General features: G+C 22.6%; 17 protein-coding genes and 1 pseudogene. 15 read left to right on the top strand and 3 right to left on the bottom strand.

The window, feature by feature from the left end; genetic code table 11:
* Nucleotides 1–15 precede the first annotated feature (15 nt).
* The 3 genes from EV215_RS07540 to EV215_RS07530 all read right to left on the bottom strand — a co-directional run bounded on the left by EV215_RS07540 (nucleotide 16) and on the right by EV215_RS07530 (nucleotide 5,378).
* Nucleotides 16–1,617: a Na/Pi cotransporter family protein gene (locus EV215_RS07540; RefSeq protein ID WP_134113394.1), complete on the bottom strand. Its 1,602-nt coding sequence runs from the start codon at nucleotides 1,615–1,617 to the stop codon at nucleotides 16–18.
* 225 nt (nucleotides 1,618–1,842) lie between these two features.
* Nucleotides 1,843–4,017 (bottom strand): sensor domain-containing protein, encoded by a 2,175-nt coding sequence (locus EV215_RS07535; RefSeq protein WP_134113393.1) that lies wholly within the window; start codon nucleotides 4,015–4,017, stop codon nucleotides 1,843–1,845.
* Nucleotides 4,018–4,526: 509 nt separating this feature from the next.
* Complete coding sequence (locus EV215_RS07530; protein WP_134113392.1) at nucleotides 4,527–5,378, bottom strand: aldo/keto reductase; 852 nt, start codon at nucleotides 5,376–5,378, stop codon at nucleotides 4,527–4,529.
* A gap of 120 nt (nucleotides 5,379–5,498) precedes the next feature.
* Between EV215_RS07530 and EV215_RS07525 the strand changes: the two genes are divergently transcribed.
* From EV215_RS07525 to EV215_RS07455, 15 genes and pseudogenes are all read left to right on the top strand, one after another.
* Entirely contained in the window at nucleotides 5,499–6,767 is a 1,269-nt protein-coding gene (locus EV215_RS07525) for an RnfABCDGE type electron transport complex subunit C (protein WP_134113391.1), read from the top strand.
* Complete coding sequence (locus EV215_RS07520; RefSeq protein ID WP_134113390.1) at nucleotides 6,760–8,088, top strand: RnfABCDGE type electron transport complex subunit D; 1,329 nt, start codon at nucleotides 6,760–6,762, stop codon at nucleotides 8,086–8,088. The genes EV215_RS07525 and EV215_RS07520 overlap by 8 nt, the downstream gene beginning before the upstream one ends.
* Nucleotides 8,089–8,097: 9 nt before the next feature.
* Complete coding sequence (locus EV215_RS07515; RefSeq protein WP_134113389.1) at nucleotides 8,098–8,550, top strand: hypothetical protein; 453 nt, start codon at nucleotides 8,098–8,100, stop codon at nucleotides 8,548–8,550.
* On the top strand, nucleotides 8,547–8,993 hold the full coding sequence (locus EV215_RS07510; RefSeq protein WP_134113388.1) for a hypothetical protein: 447 nt from the start codon (nucleotides 8,547–8,549) through the stop codon (nucleotides 8,991–8,993). The genes EV215_RS07515 and EV215_RS07510 overlap by 4 nt, the downstream gene beginning before the upstream one ends.
* Nucleotides 8,994–9,118: 125 nt before the next feature.
* Nucleotides 9,119–9,430 carry a 50S ribosomal protein L21 gene (rplU, locus tag EV215_RS07505; RefSeq protein ID WP_134113387.1) on the top strand — a complete coding sequence of 104 codons (312 nt, stop codon included), beginning with the start codon at nucleotides 9,119–9,121 and terminating at the stop codon, nucleotides 9,428–9,430.
* A complete protein-coding gene (locus EV215_RS07500; protein WP_134113386.1) occupies nucleotides 9,430–9,780 on the top strand; it encodes a ribosomal-processing cysteine protease Prp in 351 nt (116 codons plus the stop codon). Before rplU ends, EV215_RS07500 begins: the two co-directional genes overlap by 1 nt.
* Nucleotides 9,780–10,061 carry a 50S ribosomal protein L27 gene (rpmA, locus tag EV215_RS07495; RefSeq protein ID WP_134113385.1) on the top strand — a complete coding sequence of 94 codons (282 nt, stop codon included), beginning with the start codon at nucleotides 9,780–9,782 and terminating at the stop codon, nucleotides 10,059–10,061. The genes EV215_RS07500 and rpmA overlap by 1 nt, the downstream gene beginning before the upstream one ends.
* A 185-nt stretch (nucleotides 10,062–10,246) precedes the next feature.
* Nucleotides 10,247–11,527, top strand: a complete 1,281-nt coding sequence (obgE, locus tag EV215_RS07490; protein ID WP_134113384.1) for a GTPase ObgE — start codon at nucleotides 10,247–10,249, stop codon at nucleotides 11,525–11,527.
* Between the two features lie 87 nt (nucleotides 11,528–11,614).
* Nucleotides 11,615–12,511, top strand: coding sequence for a tRNA (adenosine(37)-N6)-dimethylallyltransferase MiaA (miaA, locus tag EV215_RS07485; protein ID WP_134113383.1), 897 nt, complete (start codon nucleotides 11,615–11,617; stop codon nucleotides 12,509–12,511).
* A gap of 59 nt (nucleotides 12,512–12,570) precedes the next feature.
* On the top strand, nucleotides 12,571–13,074 hold the full coding sequence (locus EV215_RS07480; protein ID WP_134113382.1) for a hypothetical protein: 504 nt from the start codon (nucleotides 12,571–12,573) through the stop codon (nucleotides 13,072–13,074).
* Nucleotides 13,075–13,080: 6 nt separating this feature from the next.
* Nucleotides 13,081–13,467 (top strand): ATP-binding protein, encoded by a 387-nt coding sequence (locus EV215_RS07475; RefSeq protein ID WP_134113381.1) that lies wholly within the window; start codon nucleotides 13,081–13,083, stop codon nucleotides 13,465–13,467.
* A gap of 12 nt (nucleotides 13,468–13,479) precedes the next feature.
* Complete coding sequence (locus tag EV215_RS07470) at nucleotides 13,480–13,824, top strand: STAS domain-containing protein (protein WP_134113380.1); 345 nt, start codon at nucleotides 13,480–13,482, stop codon at nucleotides 13,822–13,824.
* Nucleotides 13,825–13,854: 30 nt separating this feature from the next.
* Nucleotides 13,855–14,937, top strand: a complete 1,083-nt coding sequence (locus EV215_RS07465; RefSeq protein WP_134113379.1) for a tetratricopeptide repeat protein — start codon at nucleotides 13,855–13,857, stop codon at nucleotides 14,935–14,937.
* Between the two features lie 20 nt (nucleotides 14,938–14,957).
* Nucleotides 14,958–16,523: a ribonuclease Y gene (gene rny, locus EV215_RS07460; protein ID WP_134113378.1), complete on the top strand. Its 1,566-nt coding sequence runs from the start codon at nucleotides 14,958–14,960 to the stop codon at nucleotides 16,521–16,523.
* Between the two features lie 65 nt (nucleotides 16,524–16,588).
* Nucleotides 16,589–17,376: pseudogene (locus tag EV215_RS07455) on the top strand (TIGR00282 family metallophosphoesterase).

Here is a 17,376-nt window from a genome sequence, read left to right as displayed (position 1 = left end):
ATATTTAGAAGGTTTTTATGTTGTATAATTTTCTAAAATCTCTGCAATGTATAAAAGATGTCTATTTATTCTACGATATTTAGCCAAAATTTCAGAGTAAATAAAATCAATAGAATTTTTTTTAGAAATTTTAATATTATCATTTAAAATTTTATTATTTTTATTAATAATATATTTACATTCAATAATTAATTCTTTATTTTTATTATTTTCAAATAAGATAGATATTTTAAATGCAACTTTTTCAATTTTTTTATGAATAGAATTTATTTTATGTATTTGTGATTCTGAAAAATATATTTTATTATCATAAGCTTTTTTAGTTATTTTTCCAAGACTTGCAATGTAATCCCCCATAGATTCTAAAATATTAGATAACTTTAAATAATATTGGATATCAATAATACTATTATTATAAGGATTATAGTTAACAAAAGAAGTTAATAAAAGATTTTGTTTTTCTTCAAAAGAATCAAGTTTCTTTTCGTTTTTTAATATAATATTTAATGATTTTAAGTCTTTATTATTTAATAATGAATTATAATTATTGAGACTATTTAAAAATAATTTATTCATTTTTTTTAATTGAATATTTGATTTTTCTAAGATTATAAATGGTGATTCAAAAAGTTTTTTATGAATAATTTTAGATTTTTGTTCATTTTTATCAATCTTGATAAATTTATTTAATAGTAATATAAATTTAGGTATAAAGGGAATAAAAATAAGAGAATTAGTGACATTAAAAATAGTATGAGCAAGAGGGATGTATTTTATACCATTAGAAAATGGTGAAATATAATTTATAAAGTTAGAGTAAACATAAAATAAAGGAATAATAATTGTAACTCCAATTATTTTAATTAAAATATGGGCATAAGCAGTAGATTTTGCATTTTTAGAAGCTCCTAAAGAAGCTAAATATGCAGTAATAGTGGTACCAATATTTTCACCTAAGACTAAAGCAATAGCAGTATATGGTGTAATTAGATTTTGGGATGCAAGAGCAATAGTTACTCCTATTGTAGCAGCAGAAGCTTGTAAAATAGCCGTTAAAAAAGCACCTAAAAAAACACTAAAAATAATACCTGAAAAATTATTAGTATTAAATAATTGAAATAATTTTATAAAATTTGGACTATTTTTAATAGGAATAATACTTTCTTTCATATATTCGAGGCCAATAAAAATTAGACCAAAAGCCATAAATATTTTAGCAATGTTTTTTAACTTATAATTTTTACTAAATAAAAAAATAATAGCAAAACTACCGAAAAGAATAAAACCATATTTGCCTATTTTAAGAGCAAGTATCCATCCAGTGATAGTAGTACCAATATTAGCACCTAAAATTATACCAATAGCTTGTTTGAGAGTCATTAAAGTAGCATCAACAAATCCAACTACCATTACAGTAGTAATAGAAGAAGATTGTGTAATAAGGGTTATAGTAATACCCAAAAATAAAGCTGAAAAAGGATTATTTGTAGATTTTGCTATAAAATTTTTAAGTTTTTTATTTGATGCTTCCTGAATACTCTTTGACATAATTCGCATTCCATATAAAAATACTCCAAGCCCAGATAAACTATTTAATAAAATTGATAATAACAACATTTTAATCACCTCAATTGTTTTTCTGAAAGAAAAATAAAAAGCCAATCAATTGTTTTTCTGAAAGAAAAATAAAAAGCTAATCAATTGTTTTTCTGAAAGAAAAATAAAAAGTAGTTTTTATATTATATTATACGTTAAAAAACAAAAATTCTTTTTTTATTTTAAAAATAAATAAAAAAACTATCGATAAAATACCGATAGTTTAGAATGAAATATTTTTAGATATTATTTTTTTAAAAGTTCTTCTATTTTATATTTTTGCATAGGCTTATAAAAATAATATCCTTGAATAGTATCAACTTTTTTATTTTTAATAAAGTTGTATTGTTCAGGAGTTTCAACACCTTCAGCAATTATTTCAAAATTTAAATATTTTCCTAAATTAATAATTAGTTCAAGAAGTTTTCCTTCATCTTTTTCTGGGTAGTCAGCAATAAATATTCGATCAATTTTTAATTTATCTATTTTAAAAAGTCTTAAATAATTTAAAGATGAATAGCCAGTACCAAAATCATCAAGAGCAATATTAAAGCCGTAGTTTTTAAATTTATTTATTATTTGATTAGCTTTATCGATATCTTCAATAAGAATGCCTTCTGTAATTTCAAATGTAATATATTTTGGATCTAAATTTAACTTTTTAACTTTTTTATAAATTGAATTAACTATATTATCTTTTCTAAATTGAAGAGGTGATAAATTTATAGAAATTTCTATTTTTTTATTAAAAAGAGTATTCCATTCTTTTAAACTATTTAGTGAAGTATTAATAACCCATTCACCAATTTGATGAATCATTCCATTTTCTTCAGCAATAGGTATAAAAATAACAGGTGGGATAAAACCTTTTGTAGAATGTTTCCAACGTATTAATGATTCAACTCCTATTATTTGACCAGTAGATATATTAACTTGTGGTTGATAATATAATTCAAGTTCATTAAACTTTAATGCATTTTTTAAATGATTTGAAATTTCTATTCGTTCAATATGTTTTTTATTTAGTGTTTCAGTAAAATAATGGACACCATTTTTTCCATTATTTTTAACATATCTTAATGCAAAAATACTATTTTTTTCTAAAGTATCAATATTTAGTCCATTATCAGGATAAATAGATATTCCTAAACTAATTGAAATATTTATTTCATTATTGTTTATATAAAAATTTTTATTAAATGAATTTTGAATTTTTTCTAAAAAATTGTTTAATTCTGTTATAGAAGAAAAATTAGGGACTATTATTCCAAATTCATCACCACTTATTCTAGAAAAAGTATAATTTGGTTCTATAATAGTTGAAATTCTATTAGTAATTTCTTTTAATAATTTATCACCGATAGAAAAATTATAATAAGTATTAATTGAATTAAAGTTATCAATATCTAGATAAATTAAAGCAAATTTAAAATTATTTATTTTGCTATTTATAATAGTTTGAGAAAGACGATCTCGAAATAAAAATCTATTTGGCAAACCAGTAAGTCTATCAATATTATAAACTTCTTTGTTTTTAAAATTGTCTGTTTTATCTTGAGAAATATCTTCTATAAAGATAATAAAATTATTATAATTTATTGGAACAAAATTTATCCAAGTAGAAAAAAGAGTACCATCTTTTTTTTTCATCCAAAACTCTCTTAAAATGTTATTTTTTGCATTTATTAAATAAAAGAATTCATTTTTATCATAAAAGAATTCTTTAAAATCATTAATAGATTTAAGATTACTTTTGACTGGGAACAAATTTTTAAAAGAATTATTTGTCTCTAAAATATCACCATTTTTGTTAAAAATAACAATTCCTTTACTAGAATTTTCAAAGACAAGAGATTTTATTTCATTATTTAGTTGATTTTTTTTAATTGTTGTAATATCGGTTCCGATTCCACCAATATATTCAATATTACCAAATTTATCAAAAATAGGAAATTTGTTTATCAAAAAAATTTTATTATTAATAGGGATTTCTACGGAAATTTTTTTCTTTTTAACTTTAATTTCTTCATCTGTTGTATAAATCTGACTTAAAACTTCATTGTTAAAAAAATTTTTAGGGTTTTCTAAAATATTTTGATATTTTTTATTTGTTAAAATATATTCCCCATTTAAATTTTTTATAAAAATAAAAGATGAAGTATTATTAATAATATTATTCATTAAATTTTTATTTTTTAGATTTTCTATATTTAGTTTTTCTTTTTGTTTTGTTTCAAAATAAATTAATAAGTATATTAAAAAAGTGCTAAGAAAGATAAAGAAGCTTCCTTTATATGTTTGTATGTGTGTAAGAATAATAGGATCTTTAGTTAAAACCAAAATAAATTTATCAGAATAAATCACCCATAAAAAACTAAATATAAAATATATTAATACAATTTTAAAATTTGTTAATTTCATAATAAAATCTCCTAATTTATAAATATATATAGATTATAACAGATATTTTATTATAAATACAATTATTTTTTTTATTAAAATTATTAAAAAAAGGTTGAAAAATTTTATTATATATTATATAATGACAATATAGGAAGATATCCCTTTCCTATCGAATAACCCTAGATTAACCCCTAAAATTGCTTAAAGCAATTTAAATCCCTTTAATTAACCGGCTAGTAACCCCTAGCCGGTTAATTATTTTCTATTTAAAGTCATTATATAAAATGACTTTAAATAGAAAAACAAATAAAAATATTGACTTTAAAAGAATGGTATGATATATTAATTATGGAATATCCCTTTCCACAAATCAAGGAAAACTTGATTAACCCTTAATTATCAGAAATGATAATTCCCTTTATACACTAAAAGTAATAGAAAGCATATGCTTTCTATTATTTTGTATTTTTTTAATTTATAAATTTGAAATTTTAAGCTATAGAATATGATAAATTAGTAGCAGAGAGTTATATACTTTCTGCTATTTTTATATTTTCTTTTAAATGATTTAATTTTGTCATACTAATTAAAATAGAAGAAACGTCTTTTTTTTCTAAAAGAAATTTTAGAGCACTATTTATAAGAGGTTTATTGATTTTATCAATTTTATTAAACAACTCTTTATCTTTAAATAATGGATTGAATCTACGAATATCATTTTTTGAAAATTTATAACTAGAGTCTATTTTTCCAGACAATAGTCCTTGAGCCAAAGGACTATAAGCTATAAATCCAATATTTTTTTTATTACAAAATGGCAGAATGTTACTTTCGACATTTTTTTCTAATAGATTGTATTTGTTTTGTGTTGAAACTATAAAAGATGAAATTTTTTTTAAGTCATCTATATTAAGATTTGAAACACCTATATGTTTTATAATTTTTTGAGATTTTAATTCTTCTAAGGTATTTATTACTTCAAGTATATCAGTTTTATTATCAGGCCAATGAATTTGATAGAGATCAATATAATTAGTTCTAAGTCTTTTTAAACTAGCTTCTATTTCATACATTATACTATCTCTAGATAAATCATGTATAACTTTTCCAAATTCATTCCAACGTAAACCAAATTTTGTTGCAATTATAATTTTATTTCGAACACTGTTAAATACTTGACCTAATATTTCTTCAGATTTCCCAAAACCATAAATAGGAGCAGTATCAAAGAAATTTATTCCATATTCAAATGATGTTTCTAATGTTTTTATCGCATCATTTAAATTTACATCTTTCCAACCATGTTTTGAAGTAGCCCAGCATCCAAAACCTATTTTTGATACATTTAAATCAGAATTACCTAATAAATTATATTTCATAAATATTCCTTTCTATAAAAATTAAATAGTATTTAAAAATATTATAACAAAAAATATATTTATTTAAAACAAAACATTGTGGTATAATTTATTTGAATATTAATATAAAGGTGAGTATATATGAAAAATTTTTTAGAACTTCATTACTGGAAAAAAGAAAAAGATGAAATTGAAATAGAACATTTTTTTGATGTAGAAGAGGTTCTTATTCCTCTTGATTTTAAAGAAAAATATACTATTTATAAACAAAAGAATGATTATATCCACATGGGAGAAGTTGTAGCAAAGGATATTAATAATTTTCCTATATTTTCAAGTGTAGCAGGAACCTTTATTGAAATAATAGAAAAGAATTATAAAAAAGATAAAAAAATAAAATATATAAAAATAAAAGTTGATATTAAAAATAAAAAAAATAATTTTAAAAAAAGAAAAAATTATGAAAATTTAACGAAAAAAGAATTTTTAAAAATTTTAAAAGATTATGGTATTATAGATTTTAATAAAAAAAATACACCGGTATATAAAAAATTTATGAAATTAAAAGACGACAAAATAAAACATTTCATAATTAATGGATTGGAAACAGAACCTTATTTAAATGGAAATAATATAGTTATTTATGAAAAAATTAAAGAATTAAAAATTATAATTAATTTTATAATCAAGCTTTTTAAATTAGAAAATATTATAATTATTATAGAAAATAATAAAGAGCTGTCAAATTTTTTTAAGATACATTTTGACAAAAGTGTAATTATAAAAAGAGTTCCTAAGCTCTATCCATTACACAAAGAAAATCTATTAATAAAATATTTATTTAAAAAAAAATATTCGCGTGATTTAACGAAACATAAAATACTGATGTTAAATATTTTATGTGTATTAGATATATATAATGCAGTTGTAGAGAATAAACCTGTTATTGAAAAAATAGTATCAGTAAATGGAAAGGGCATAGAAAAGCCGTCTATTTTATTAGTTCCGATAGGAATGAAAATAAAAGATATATTAGAATACTGTTTTTATTACAATAATAAATGCAAACAAATTGTAATAAATAGTTTAATGGACGGAGAAGCAATTTATAATATTGAATTACCTGTACTTAGAGAAACTAAAGCTATAATAGCATTAGATGAAAAAGAAACAGAAAAAATAAAATCATATAAATGTATAAATTGTGGAAGATGTGTAGAAGTTTGTCCAATGAATTTAGTTCCATTGAAATTTTTAGATTTATCTGTGAAAGATGTAGAAAGTATAAAAAAATATAATTTTGATAAATGTATTAGTTGTGGAAGTTGTCAATATATTTGTCCAACTAATCAGCCACTTAGAGAAACAATATATTATTTAAAAAAGAAATTGGAGGAAATAGATGAATAAATTAAAAATATCTATAGCGCCCTTTATTCGAACAAAATATAGTTATAAAAATATGTTAAATGATAGATTTATTACTTTAATACCGTTTATTATTATAAAAATATTTTATTTTAAAGAACAATTTGTATATTCATATATTTTAGTATTTACAATATATTTTATGTTTAGTTTATTTATAAAAAAATATTTAAAAAAAGAAGTTTTTGATATTAATATGATATTGAATCAAACAACAATATTAATGCTGATTTTACCACAAAATTTAAGTATAAAATACTATTTGTTAAGTGGAATTATGTTATCTTTTTTTGATTATTTAATAGGAAATTTATTAAATCCTGTAATTTTAGTAAAATTATTTTTTTCTATTTTTTTATTAAATGTTAATAAAATTAATTTAATGCTTTTTAAATATAATATAGATAATTTTAGAATTAAAAAAAATTTATTTTTAGGTATTTTTAATGATAAAGAATTTGGAGTAATACTTTTAATATTAGCAATTTTTTATTTAAAAATAAAAAATAATATAAAAATAAGGATACCATTAATAACAATAATAGTAACGTATGTTTTATTTGCATTAAAAGGATATGATAGTGATTTGATAATTATGTCTGGACCATTATTATTTTCATTAGTGTATTTAGCAGCAGACACAATTTATTCACCATATACAAAAATAGGAAAGATTTATTATGCTGTATTTATAGCAATTTTAAATTTTTATTTATTCTATTATACTCAAAATACAGACTCTATATTTATAGCAATTTTAATTTCAAATTTATTAGTTCCTTTTTTTGAAGAAAATAGTACGCCAATAAGTTTTGGAGAAAAAATTAATTATAAAAAAATATTAAAAATTTTACTTTTATTTTTAATGATATCAATACCTATTTTTTCAAAAGTTAATTCAAGTGATTTAAATAAAATTTTTGAAACAACGGTTTATATAGATAGAAATGATAAAATTGAAGGTGAAGTTATCTATTATAGTGTAAAAGATATTTTTGGCGATAAGATAGGTTATATAACAAAGGTTAAATACAAAGAGAATGAATTATTAGTTGGGATATCATTATATAAAAAAATATATAATGTAATAATTCAAAATGAAAATAAAAAAGAAATACTTAATGAGTATAAATTAGTAGATAAAAATAAGCTTTTTTTAAGAGTCTTGAAAAATAAAGAAAATAAAACAATTGATAAGATAATGTTAAAAATTTTAAAGGATTTTGAAAAATATACTTATATGTATAAAAAAGATTTAAAAAAAGATATAGAAAATGCAGGAGCAACTAAATATATTGAATAGGTGATTTGAATGCAAATATTTTCAGAATATGCTGTTATGTTAATAGTAATGGGAAGTGTAAATTTAGAAACAAGTCTAGACGCTGTTTTAGGTTTTTTAATATTATATATTTTCAATTTACTTCTTATTAAAATTTTTAAAGATGAATATAAAGTCAAGTTAATATTAAGTATTTTTATTTGTATATTAGTTGAAATATTAAAAACAATATATATTTTTTCTTTAGATAAAAACATATTAATATTTTCTTTGATTTCTTTATTATATAGTTTTAAATTTTCAGAAAAAAATGTACTAAAAAATATATTGATAATTATATTTTTAAGTTTTTTTAGAAAAAATCTAGAAATGTTTTTTGGGATGAAATATGTAGAAAATGCTGGAATAGGAATAATATTTTTTTTAATAATTAGACAAATTATAGAAAATTTCTTGTTTTTTAAAAAGGAGAACGAGACATGAGAGAATATATGCATGAAATATTAATAAATAATTCGTATTTTTTTTTATATTTAATAGGAATAGAATTTTTTTTAGATAAAAAGAAATTGTTTTTAAATAAAAAAGAAATTATTTTATTTATAGGAACACCGATATTTTATAAATTGTTGTCTAATAATACTGAAATTAATTTTTCGATTTATTTTTTATTGTTTTTAATATTAGCAATTTTTATAAAATATAAAATAGATTTTTTGACATTACCTTTTTTGATGTTGCCTTTTTTATTAGTAGAAAATAATACTTTTTTTAAACTAACCACATTAATTTTAGTATATATTATTATTTCTTTTTTTATAAAAGAAATAATAAAAGAAATAAAAACAAAATATAAAAAAAATTCTTATGAAGAAATATATCTTATTATTTTTGCAATTATTTCAATAATAATAGCCTATTTATAAAATATCTAATAATTAAAGTAAAATTACTTGACAAAACAAAGAAAAAAGTATAAAATAAGACGGTTAACGCATAACAAGGGCTTTCAGCAGCCTTAAGTTAGCGAAAATATTTTGGAGGTGAAAACATGTACGCAGTAATAAAAACTGGAGGAAAACAGTACAAAGTAGCGGCAGGAGATAAAATAAGAGTAGAAAAAATAAATGCTGAATTAAATCAAGAAGTTGAATTAAATGAAGTGTTATTAGTAGCAAATGAAGGTGAAATTAAAGTTGGTAAACCTTTCGTAGAAGGAGCAAAAGTTGTAGCGACTGTAGTAGCTCAAGGAAAAGGGAAAAAAGTAATTAACTTTAAATATAAACCTAAAAAAGCTTCTGCTAGAAAAATGGGACATAGACAGTTATTTACTCAATTAGAAATAAAATCAATAGAAGCATAATGACAAAGTTTACAATTGTAAGAAAAAATTATAAAATTATTGGGTTTTATGGTGAAGGGCATAGTGGGTACGCAAATAGCGGAGAAGATATTGTATGTTCAGCTATTTCAGCTATAAGCCAACAATCAGCTATTGGAATAACAGAATATCTTAAAATTCCAGCAGCTATAAAAATAGATGAAGATACAGGTTATTTAAAACTTGATATATCTTCTATAAAAATACAAAAAAAAGTAATACAACATAGAAAAGAAATAGACGCTATTTTAGAGTCTATGTGTATAATGTTGAAAGAAATAGAAAAGCAGTATCCAAAGTTTTTAAAAGTTGTTGAAAAGGAGGCAAACTAATGTTAATGATAAATTTACAATTATTCGCGTCTAAAAAAGGAGCGGGTTCTACAAAAAATGGAAGAGATTCAAATCCTAAATATCTTGGAGTAAAAAGATATGATGGGCAATTTGTAAAAGCTGGAAATATAATTGTTAGACAAAGAGGAAACAAATTTTACGCAGGGACAAACATGGGACAAGGTAAAGATTTTACTCTGTTTGCTTTAGTTGATGGATTTGTAAAATTTGAAAGATTAGGAAGAGATAGAAAGCAAGTATCTGTATATCCTGCAGAATAATTAATTATCCCGGCAAGCCCGGGATTTTTTTATTAAAACAAATTTTTATTAAAGATAGAGTGAATAGAAATAATAAAATTGTTTAAAATATAAATGAAATTATATATAATATAAGGAAATAAATTTTATTTTTATATTGATTTTATCTGAAATGTTTAAAAAGAGTAGTAAATTAAGGAGGAAATATGTTTATAGATGAGGCTATAATAACAGTAAAAGCGGGTAAAGGTGGAGATGGAGCGGCTACATTTAGAAGAGAAAAACATGTCCAATTTGGTGGTCCAGATGGTGGAGATGGTGGAGATGGTGGAAGCATTATTTTTATAGCAGATAATAATATAAATACATTAATAGATTTTAAATACCAAAAATTATTTAAGGCAGAAGATGGTAAAAATGGTGCTAAAAAGAAAATGTATGGGAAAACAGGAGAGGATTTAGTAATTAAAGTACCTGTTGGAACTATGGTTAGAGATATAGAAACTGGAAAATTATTATTAGATTTAAATAAAGAAGGAGAAAAAAGAGTTCTTTTAAAAGGTGGAAAAGGAGGACTTGGAAATATTCATTTTAAATCTTCTATAAGAAAAGCACCTACTTTAGCAGGAAAAGGAAGAGAAGGAAAAGAATTAAAAATAAAATTAGAACTTAAATTATTAGCTGATGTAGCTCTTGTAGGATATCCTAGTGTAGGGAAATCAAGTTTGATTAATAAAGTTTCAGCGGCAAAATCTAAAGTAGCAAATTATCATTTTACTACTTTAGCACCTAAATTAGGAGTAGTGAAACATCACGATAAATCATTTGTTATTGCTGATATTCCAGGACTTATCGAAGGGGCACATGAAGGGGTAGGATTAGGAGATAAATTTTTAAAACATATAGAAAGATGTAAGATGATATATCATATAGTTGATGCAGCTGGATTAGAAGGGAGAGATCCAATAGATGATTTTGAAAAAATAAATAATGAACTTCAAAAATTTAGTGAAAAATTATCTAAAAAATCTCAAATTGTGTTAGCAAACAAAATGGATATGATATATGATGATGAAAAATATGAAAAATTTAAAAAATATATAGAAAAAAAAGGACTAAAATTATTTCCAGTATCTGTATTGTTAAATGATGGGTTAAAAGAAGTTCTTGATGAAACATTAGTTATGTTAGAAAAAATAGAAAGAGAACCTTTAGAAGAAGAAGTAGAAGTAGAAAATGTAATAGCAGAAATAGAAAAAGATAAAAAAGATTGGGAAGTAACAATAGATGAAAATGGTACATTTGAAGTAACAGGAAAGATTATAGATAATATATTGAATACTTATGTATTCAATGGAGATGCTGGAATAGTTAGTTTTATTAGAATGTTAAAAAATTTAGGTCTAGAAAAAGAATTAAAAAAACATGGGATTGAAGATGGAGATGTAATTAGAATAGAAGGATTTGAATTTGAGTATGTAGAATAATAATTTCCCTTAGGTATAAAAGTATTTCATTATATCTAAGGGAATTTTAAATTATAATAAATAAAATAAGTATTAGGTAGGTGAAATATGAATAAAGGAATTGTTATAGCAGGCCCAACAGGAGTTGGTAAAACATCACTTTCAATAAAATTAGCAAAAAAAATAGATGCAGATATAATTTCTAGTGATTCTATGCAAGTATATAAATATATGGATATAGGAACAGCTAAAATAACAAAAAACGAGATGGAAGGAGTGAAACATTATTTAATAGATGAAATAGAGCCAACACATAAATATAGTGTAGGCGAATATTATAATAGAGTCAATGAAGTACTAAGTAATCTTAATGGAAAGAATGTTATATTAGCTGGTGGAACAGGGCTTTATATTAGAAGTATAACAGAAGGATTATCTAGTTTACCAGAAAGTAATTTAGAGATAAGAAAAGAATTACTAAAATATACTTTAGAAGAATTATGTGAGAAATTAAAAAAAATAGATATTGAGGCATATAAGGCTATTGATTTAAAAAATAGAATAAGAGTAGAGAGGGCCTTAGAAGTTTGTCTAATTACAAATGAAAAATATTCGAAATTAAGAAATAAAAATATAAAAAATAACAATTATACTTTTATTAAGATTGGATTAAAAAGAGATAGGGAGATTTTATATAATAGAATTAATAAAAGAGTCGATATTATGTTTAATGAAGGTCTTTTAAATGAAGCAAAATTTCTATATGAAAATTATAAAAAAGGAATTGAGAATATAAAAGCTATAGGTTATAAAGAGCTATTTTTATATTTTGAAGGGAAAATCACATTAAATGAAGCAAAAGAAATAATAAAAAGAGAAACAAGACGTTATGCAAAAAGGCAATTTACTTGGTTTAATAAAGAAAAAGATATTATTTGGTTTGACTTAGATAAGCAAGCTGAAGAGGAGATTATAGAAAATATATTAGAGATTTTTAACGTTTAATTCAACTTGCGTATTTAATCAGAGTATGATAAAATAAATTGATACCTTAGGGGGTAGTTTTGAAAAAAATATTTATTTTTATTATAACTTTATTTATAATAAGTTGTAGTAATTTAGAGAAAAAACAAGAAATGCCAGTTTATGAAAAAAAGTTCTATTATTACTATGAAAATTGGGATCTTAAAAACGCAAAAGAAATGTTGAAGTATATTAAAGAAGGTAAAAAACAAGATTATTTACGGCAAAAGTTAAAATACAAATTAAAAAAAGAACAAGATTTACGAGAGCTTCTTAGTAATATAAAACAAGAATTAAAAGATTCGAAGTATAATTTACTAAAAGAAAGTACTTTAGATACTTTAGAAAACGAATTAATTATTAAGAATATGAAAAAATATAATATTACTAAAGCAAAAATTTACTTTGGAAAAATAAAATTTGGAAGAGATATAACAAAAGTTCCATTAATAATAAGTTATTTTGATGATAGTTTTTATTTTGAAATAAATAGTAAACTTGTTAATGAAAAATGGGTATTTATCTCTTTTAGTGAAAGAGGGTAAACATAAATGAATACAAATTTTTTTTTAAAAGTAGAAGCAAAATATGAGCTTTTAAGTAAAATAAGAAATGCCGTAAAAAATTTTTTAATAAACAATAAAATAGATGAAAAAAATATATTTCAACTAATATCAATAATTGATGAATTATGTACAAATGTAGTAGAACACGCATATTTTTCAAAAGATGATAAAAGAGAATTAGAATTAAAATTAAAAATTAAAGATGGAAAAATATTTATCATTGTTGAAGATTTTGGAAGTGGTTTTAAAGGTGAAGGACATAGTAAAGAAGAAGGTGGAATGGGTCTAAATATAGTTCGAGGACTTGTTGATAGTTTAGAAATTATAGTAAAAAAAAGAGGAACTAGAATAGAAGCTTTAAAAAAATTATAAGGAGGGAAGTATATGGTAACTAACTTTGAAATACTAGAAGAAAAAATAGGTGATACTGTTATACTTAGAGTAAAAGGAGAGCTAGATGCGTTAGTTGCACCTCAATTAAAAGATAAGTTAATAAAATTAACAGAAAATGGTGTGAAAAAAATTATAATTGATTTTAAAGAATTAGTACATATCAATAGTTTAGCGATGGGAATATTAAGAGGACGATTAAAAGAAATTAGGGAAAAAGATGGAGATTTAAAATTAGTGAATTTAAATACACATATTTCTACAATTTTTGAAATGGTTGGATTAGATGAATTATTTGATATTTATAATAATGAAAACGAGGCTTTAGAAAGCTTTTAAACAAAATTAAAATTTAAATAGGTGGATATTATGAAAAATCCAAAAAAAATTAGTTTAATAATTATATATTTTACTTTAGTAATAAATATTTTTTCAGCGAATATATACGAAGAATATAAAAATGCTAAAGAATATTACAATCAAAAAGATTATAAAAAAGCTATGTATAGTCTAGAACTTGTATTAAATGAAGTTCCTGACTATGAAGATGCTAAACTTCTTTATTTTAAAATAAATTATGAGTTAAATAATAGTGAAAAAGTAAGTAAATTATTTAAGGAATTAATTACAACAGATGATGATGTTAGAGTGAAATTGTTTAATTATTTAATGTTAAATAACGAAACAACAGCACTTTTACAAATATATGATACTTTAGAAAATAAAGAAGCACTTGAAAATATATTTTTAGAATACTTATATTTAAATAAAGAATATAATATTATTTTAAATAAATATCCGTCAATTGAATATGTAAAAAGGATAGAAAAAGACAAACAAAAAGCAGATAATTACTATTATGAAGCTATAAGTTTATTAAAGAATAATAGTACAAATGAAGCTATGGTACTTATGAAAAAAGCAATAGAAACATATCCAGAAAATTATATATATTATTATAAAATAGGAAAAGTTTATGCAGATAATAAAAATTTTGTTTTAGCAGAATATAATTTTAATAAAGCTTTAGAATATAATGATTCTGAAGAAATAAAATTAAGTTTATTAAAACTTTATTATGACCAAAAAAAATATGATAAAGTATATGAAATGTCAAGAACTATTTCACACCTTCCAGAAGTAAGAAAAATATTAAAATCTATATATTATGACCAAAAAGATAATTACAAAAGAGTTAGAATTATCACAAGATGGAATACTCAAGTAACTATAGATAGAAGAATAATTCCCAATGCTACATTAGGTGATACTTATATACTAAGCAGTGTATTACCAAGTGTATTTGATAATAGAACAGGAGAAAAACTGGCAACTAGAACATTACCTGTCGCAAGGGTAAGAATAAGTAGACTTGATCAAAAATTAGCAACATTTGAAATAATAGAAGAATATACAGTTATAGAAGTTGATCAAGAATACATTATAAACTAATACAGAAAGAGGGAGAAGTTATGAATATAGTATTACTAGCTTCCGCTACAATATTGGTTGCCGGAATATTTTTAGCACTTTACTATAAAAAGAAAAATATAGATAGTAGACTAGAGCAATTAAAAGGAAAAATAAAAGAATTAGAAAATGCTAAAATTGAAGCAGAAGATATAGTGGAAACAGCAAAAAAGAAAGCTCAAGATATAAAAAGAGAAACAGAAATAAAAACAAAAGAAAAAATTTATAAAATGAAAGAAGAAGCAGAGAAAGAAATAAAAGCTGCAAAAATTGAAATAGATAAAAAAGAACAAAGAATTATAAGAAAAGAAGAAAATGTAGATAATAAATTAGAAAAAATTGAAACAAAAGAAAAACATTTAGAAGAAAAATCAAGAGAATTAAATGTTAAAATTGAAGAAATAGAAAAATTGAAAGAAAAACAAGAACTAGAATTAGAAAGAGTAGCTGAATTATCAAAACAAGAAGCAAAAGAAATTCTTTTAGATAAAATAAAAGAAGAATTAACTCATGAAACTGCTGTTGTTATAAGAGAATACGAAAATAAACTAGAAGATAATAAAGAAAGAATATCAAAAAGAATACTTTCAACTGCAATATCAAAAGCTGCATCAGAATATGTAGTAGATGCAACTATATCGGTTGTTCAATTACCTAATGAAGAAATGAAAGGTAGAATAATAGGTAGAGAAGGAAGAAATATAAGAGCAATAGAAGCACTTACAGGAGTAGATGTAATTATAGATGATACACCTGAAGCAGTAGTTGTTTCGAGTTTTGATGGTGTAAGAAGAGAAATAGCAAAATTAGCCTTAGAAAAATTAGTTCAAGATGGAAGAATTCATCCTGCTAAAATAGAAGAAAGTGTTGATAAAGCAACTAAAGAAGTTAATCAAGCTATTGTCGAAGCTGGAGAACAAGCATTATTTGAATTAGGAATTACAGATATGCATCCAGAAATCATTAAAACTTTAGGAAGATTAAAATATAGAACAAGTTATGGTCAAAATGTATTAGTACACTCTATAGAAGTAGCTAATTTAGCTTCAACATTAGCTGCTGAACTTGGATGTAATGTAGAGTTAGCTAAAAGATCTGGACTTTTACATGATATAGGAAAAGCCTTAGATCATGATATAGAAGGGTCTCATGCTATAATTGGAGCAGAATTTCTTAAAAAATTTGGTGAAAAAGAAAATGTTTATAATGGAGCTGCGGCGCATCATGGTGAAGAAGAATTTACTTGTGTAGAATCAGTTTTAGTACAAGCAGCAGATGCTATATCGGCTTCTAGACCAGGGGCAAGAAGAGAAACATTATCTACTTATTTAAAAAGATTAGAAAATCTTGAAGAAATTGCAACATCATTTGAAGGAGTAGAAAGTTCATATGCTATACAAGCAGGAAGAGAAATAAGAATAATTGTAAATGCAGAAGAAATTAATGATGATAAAGCAACAATAATGTCAAGAGAAGTAGCTAAAAAAATAGAAGAACGAATGCAATATCCAGGACAAATTAAAGTTACAGTTGTTAGAGAAACTAGAGCTGTAGAATACGCAAAATAAATAATAATGGCGACTTACTTGGTCGCCATTTATAATTCTATAAGTAAACATTAGAAAGGTATTATATGAAAATATTAATTATAGGAGATATAATAGGAAAACCAGGAAGAAAAATATTATATGAATTTTTAGAAAGAAAAAAAGAAGAATATGATTTTATAATTGTTAATGGCGAAAATTCTGCTGCAGGATTTGGAATTACAACTAAGATAGCAGATGAGTTTTTTGAATATGGAATAGATGTTATAACTAGTGGAAATCATATATGGGATAAAAAAGAAATATACAAATATTTAGATGAAAACAATGCACTTCTTAGACCTTTAAATTATCCAAAAAGTGTTCCAGGAAGTGGTTATATTATAAAAGAATCTAAAAATGGTGAAAAAATAGCAGTAGTGAATTTACAAGGAAGAGTTTTTATGCCACTTGTAGATTCACCTTTTGAAGTAATAGAAAATATATTAAATGAAATAAAAAAAGAAACAGATATAATAATAGTAGATTTTCATGCTGAAGCAACATCAGAAAAAGTAGCTTTAGGATGGTTTTTAGATGGGAAAGTAAAAGCTATTTATGGAACACATACGCATATACAAACTGCTGATAATAGAATATTAAGCGAAGGGACAGCTTATATTACAGATATAGGGATGACAGGATCACATGATAGTATTATAGGAATGACAATAGAAAGTGTTTTACCTAAATTTTAAATAGTTTGCCTTCAAAATTTGAAATTGGAAATGATAACATAAGATTAAATGGTGTAGAATTAATTTTAGATGATAATAAAAATGTAAAAGAATTCAATAGAATAGATGTGTCTTTAGAAGAATTAGATTTTATATAA

The sequence above is a fragment of the Hypnocyclicus thermotrophus genome, from assembly GCF_004365575.1.
GTDB classification, from domain to species: Bacteria; Fusobacteriota; Fusobacteriia; order Fusobacteriales; family Fusobacteriaceae; genus Hypnocyclicus; species Hypnocyclicus thermotrophus.
Note: the sequence above shows the minus strand (reverse complement) of the source record. Positions and strands in the feature narration are given on the sequence as shown.

Excerpts from the sequence above, each read along its gene's own strand:
- EV215_RS07540 (WP_134113394.1), bottom strand. The coding sequence starts at position 1,617 with ATGTTGTTATTATCAATTTTATTAAATAGTTTATCTGGGCTTGGAGTA.
- EV215_RS07535 (WP_134113393.1), bottom strand. The coding sequence starts at position 4,017 with ATGAAATTAACAAATTTTAAAATTGTATTAATATATTTTATATTTAGT.
- EV215_RS07530 (WP_134113392.1), bottom strand. The coding sequence starts at position 5,378 with ATGAAATATAATTTATTAGGTAATTCTGATTTAAATGTATCAAAAATA.
- EV215_RS07525 (WP_134113391.1), top strand. The coding sequence starts at position 5,499 with ATGAAAAATTTTTTAGAACTTCATTACTGGAAAAAAGAAAAAGATGAA.
- EV215_RS07520 (WP_134113390.1), top strand. The coding sequence starts at position 6,760 with ATGAATAAATTAAAAATATCTATAGCGCCCTTTATTCGAACAAAATAT.
- EV215_RS07515 (WP_134113389.1), top strand. The coding sequence starts at position 8,098 with ATGCAAATATTTTCAGAATATGCTGTTATGTTAATAGTAATGGGAAGT.
- EV215_RS07510 (WP_134113388.1), top strand. The coding sequence starts at position 8,547 with ATGAGAGAATATATGCATGAAATATTAATAAATAATTCGTATTTTTTT.
- rplU (WP_134113387.1), top strand. The coding sequence starts at position 9,119 with ATGTACGCAGTAATAAAAACTGGAGGAAAACAGTACAAAGTAGCGGCA.
- EV215_RS07500 (WP_134113386.1), top strand. The coding sequence starts at position 9,430 with ATGACAAAGTTTACAATTGTAAGAAAAAATTATAAAATTATTGGGTTT.
- rpmA (WP_134113385.1), top strand. The coding sequence starts at position 9,780 with ATGTTAATGATAAATTTACAATTATTCGCGTCTAAAAAAGGAGCGGGT.
- obgE (WP_134113384.1), top strand. The coding sequence starts at position 10,247 with ATGTTTATAGATGAGGCTATAATAACAGTAAAAGCGGGTAAAGGTGGA.
- miaA (WP_134113383.1), top strand. The coding sequence starts at position 11,615 with ATGAATAAAGGAATTGTTATAGCAGGCCCAACAGGAGTTGGTAAAACA.
- EV215_RS07475 (WP_134113381.1), top strand. The coding sequence starts at position 13,081 with ATGAATACAAATTTTTTTTTAAAAGTAGAAGCAAAATATGAGCTTTTA.
- EV215_RS07470 (WP_134113380.1), top strand. The coding sequence starts at position 13,480 with ATGGTAACTAACTTTGAAATACTAGAAGAAAAAATAGGTGATACTGTT.
- EV215_RS07465 (WP_134113379.1), top strand. The coding sequence starts at position 13,855 with ATGAAAAATCCAAAAAAAATTAGTTTAATAATTATATATTTTACTTTA.
- rny (WP_134113378.1), top strand. The coding sequence starts at position 14,958 with ATGAATATAGTATTACTAGCTTCCGCTACAATATTGGTTGCCGGAATA.